The following is a 3,338-nucleotide window of genomic DNA, read 5'->3' as shown; positions in this document are numbered from 1 at the left end:
AAAACGGGTGGATACGATCCAGGGCCAAATCCTGATCACCATGCGAACGGAAATCAGGCTGACTTGGGTTATATGACTAAAGGTGGAATGTATGTCGGTGGCAATTATGATCAGCCAGGAACGGGTTACGACGTGAACAAAACCATTGAGTTTATTAAGACGATTTCCCGAAATATGCCGGTAGGTGTTAGTGGGTTTGTGAAATTTAATGATCCTGCTGTAAGAACGTATTTCGACCAGCCTCAGAATAAGTTACCAAACTTATATATAGATTTTGATCGCAATCAAAATGATATCAAGCACAGTAATCATTTACATTTACAGTTACGTATAGATAGGCCGGCTTGGGGTTATTAATAAGGAGGTAATATGAATATTAAGAAATTGATATTTCTTTTCTTTTTGTTTGTAAGTTTTGTATTGAGTTCATGCAAAACGAAGCCGGTTGAGAAAAAGGATCAAGTGAAAATGCAACCGAAGGAGAATGAAATGGTAAATCAGGAAAATACACGCCAATATTCTCGAAAAGAGAAGCTACAAAAGTTTGATTTGATGCTTTCCGATCTCTTAAGTAAGATTCAAAAAGAAAAAAACTTATCTCCTCTATTACAAGTCAGTGATGAATATAGCCGCATTAATTTAGAAGAATACTGGGAATTCGCACTAAAGTCTGATTATTCTGAACTAACTAGGCATATTACACATGAAGAAGTCATTTATCTAATTAAAAATGGAGAGAGGCGTATCGATAAAGATGGTTCGTTTATCGATTACGGAATGAAAAGGCATAAGTATGAGTATGGAATTAGTTTTACGTTCCATCGACAGCCCGGTCATTGGATTCTTTATGATCTTGTTAAACGTCACCCAGAAGAATGAAGATGGAAATAGTTGTGTTAGATTTGATATTACAAATGAAATCCCTCTCCTCCACCCCCGCGAGCGATCAAGGCGTGGTCAAGTTATTGGCTTTAGAGAAATGTAATGTTTTAAAAGCAGAATACAATAACTTGACCGGAGCTGCGAGCGCGGTCCGCAGGACGCGGCACTGGTAGCAGGAGCGATCAACACGGTAACGCAGAAGGGGGGAGTGACGGTGAACTTGGGCTACAGCTATGCGAACGGTTACAGCGCCGGAGTGAGCGTAGGGATGGGGCCGAACGGAACGGGAGCGCAGATCGGCGTGGACTGGTCGGACCGAAACGGCTTTGGAGTGAGTGCAGGTTGGGGGTTTGACAATGGATTTGGGTTTGAAGTCGGAGTATCTCAACGCGGTGGAACTACGTTGTCGGGTAGTTTGAGTGGTAAGGGTGCACCTGTAAGTTTGAACTATTCTTTGAACATCAACGGTGGAGAACTTACGAATACGTTTGGAGCATCGATTTTGGTTCCTGGGACGAAGAACTTTTCGAAGGTGATGGGGAGTTTGAGCTACAACGACCACAGCGGTTTGTCGAGCGGAGTGAGTTACAACTTCGGCGACGGCACTCGACCTTCTACGCCAGGTGAACCTTCGCAACAAGACGCTCAGAACAATTTGTTGAACTACATCTTTAACGGTGTAGGGGCCATGGTGAGTGGTATTGGTCGTGGTGTGAAGAGCGTGTGGAACGGTGTGTTTGGTGGTGGTGATGTTTTATTAGCAAATGCGAATGGAATTGTTGCTTTTGACGGAAGGTTGGTGAGCGGGTCAAAGACCCTTCCGGAACTTGGAGAACCTTCCGGCTTTTGGTCAAGCCTAGGTCAAAAGATCAGTAACCTCTTTGGACATGGAGAGTTTGCCACAGATATGCAGGTTTACAAAAAAGAACAGGATACACATGGAATTGCAGAAGCAATTCGCTTAAAACAAGAGAAAGGTTATGCCCTTAGCCAAGATGAAAAAAGCATATTGAACGGCTTGGAGAAGGCGCAAAATCGAATAGAGCAATTGAATACGCAGGCTAAAGGACGTCCGTTAACTTTGAAGGAAACGGAAGAACTTCGTTTGCTTAGGAGATTACCAATGGACATTGAATATCAAGCGAGTAAGAATCTCTACGATCAGTGGAAAGCAAGTGGAGCGGTGGAGCGGCCATTGACACCGTATGAGAAGTTGTTCTTGAAAGATCAATTTCCAGATCTAAACTTAGATACGATCAAGCTGAATAACGACAAGAACGGCTTTCTCAATAAAATCCTGATGAAATTCAACGGTTCGGGCGCAATGGCTGGGATGGATACGATTTATCGTTTATCCGGAAACAATAATATTTCCAATGCTTATGTAAATCCTGGTGGTTTTAACCCATTTGATGGTGATGCCAAAGTTAATCAGCAGAACTTATCCCTTCTCGCACACGAAGTTACTCACATCGCTCAACACAGAAGCGGGGCAATTCCGTATCTTGGATTTATTGCGAGATATGCTACAGAATATTTTGGACTTGGCAAAGAGCGAAACTATGGAACCGCTCCGTTCAATGACGTGACAGTATCTCAAGTCGGGCAAGAGAACGGAATGTTTTATCAAGGAAACTATACAACGTATGACAATCGAGCAGATATGAACCAATTGATTTCTTGGCAAAAATACAACTACTTGTATGGCTTGAACACTCCTTACAACGATGGATACTGAAATGAAATTAAGAACAACTTTAACCGCATTTTGGATGACTTTATTTCTCTTTGTTTCTTGTGATATTCGAGATCCAAATTACAAACCGTTTGGACTTGAGGTAACGCGTGATCCAGATGGAGAAATCGTTTTCATTGTTCCCAAGAAAGGTAAAATCATGCTTAGTAGGATTGTTGTATCGGATTTAGAAGATTACAAACATCCTGAAATTATGTGGGACGTATCGAATAGTTCTCGGGAATGGAAAACTCGGTTTCGCTATGGAGAGAAAAATATATCTAAAGATGTTGGAATTGGAACGCCTCCGAAAAAGTTAATCAAGGGACATCGGTATTATTTTTATGCCTCGGGTAATTTTATCAGAGGTGATGAGGAGGAGATAGAGTTTGTGTATTGAGTTTTTGCCTTACTTTAGAAAATTCGAGGAGAGTATGTAAAAGAGTAACAATGAAATCCTCCCCCACGACCCCGCGAGCGATCAAGGCGTGGTCAAGTTATTGGCATTAGAGAAATTTAATGTATCAAAAGCAGATGCCCTAGTCCAAAAACCGTCGTTTGTTAAGTATTACTGTGGTGCACAGCTAACAAGTGTTAAGCGGGAATGTCATATTTGACCTCGGAATGGAAATAAACAGGATGCAAGCCCCCAAGAACTTGTCGTTTGATAATCTTGGAGGTAGGAGAAGGGAAGGTAACGACTCTCCCACAGGGTGAATCT

At 42.0% G+C, this 3,338-nt stretch carries 4 protein-coding genes and 2 pseudogenes; 5 read left to right on the top strand and 1 reads right to left on the bottom strand.

Going from position 1 to position 3,338, the window contains the following annotated elements; all coding sequences use genetic code 11:
- The 5 genes and pseudogenes from EHQ17_RS19790 to EHQ17_RS09865 all read left to right on the top strand — a co-directional run.
- Positions 1–357, top strand: a pseudogene (locus EHQ17_RS19790) (hypothetical protein); the annotation flags it as partial.
- Positions 358–369: 12 nt separating this feature from the next.
- Positions 370–879: a hypothetical protein gene (locus tag EHQ17_RS09875; protein ID WP_135595222.1), complete on the top strand. Its 510-nt coding sequence runs from the start codon at positions 370–372 to the stop codon at positions 877–879.
- A 2-nt stretch (positions 880–881) separates the two neighbouring features.
- The gene (locus EHQ17_RS19785) at positions 882–1,055 is read left to right on the top strand and encodes a hypothetical protein (RefSeq protein ID WP_167881176.1); all 174 of its coding nucleotides are present in this window, start codon (positions 882–884) and stop codon (positions 1,053–1,055) included.
- Positions 1,056–1,102: 47 nt separating this feature from the next.
- Positions 1,103–2,620: a DUF4157 domain-containing protein gene (locus EHQ17_RS20165; protein ID WP_246057506.1), complete on the top strand. Its 1,518-nt coding sequence runs from the start codon at positions 1,103–1,105 to the stop codon at positions 2,618–2,620.
- Position 2,621: 1 nt separating this feature from the next.
- On the top strand, positions 2,622–3,017 hold the full coding sequence (locus EHQ17_RS09865) for a hypothetical protein (protein WP_135593346.1): 396 nt from the start codon (positions 2,622–2,624) through the stop codon (positions 3,015–3,017).
- 194 nt (positions 3,018–3,211) lie between these two features.
- Here the strand turns inward: EHQ17_RS09865 and EHQ17_RS09860 are convergent.
- Positions 3,212–3,338: pseudogene (locus tag EHQ17_RS09860) on the bottom strand (integrase core domain-containing protein); the annotation flags it as partial.

Origin of the sequence: Leptospira gomenensis, assembly GCF_004770155.1 — a bacterium.
Taxonomy (GTDB): domain Bacteria; phylum Spirochaetota; class Leptospiria; order Leptospirales; family Leptospiraceae; genus Leptospira; species Leptospira gomenensis.
Note: the sequence above shows the minus strand (reverse complement) of the source record. Positions and strands in the feature narration are given on the sequence as shown.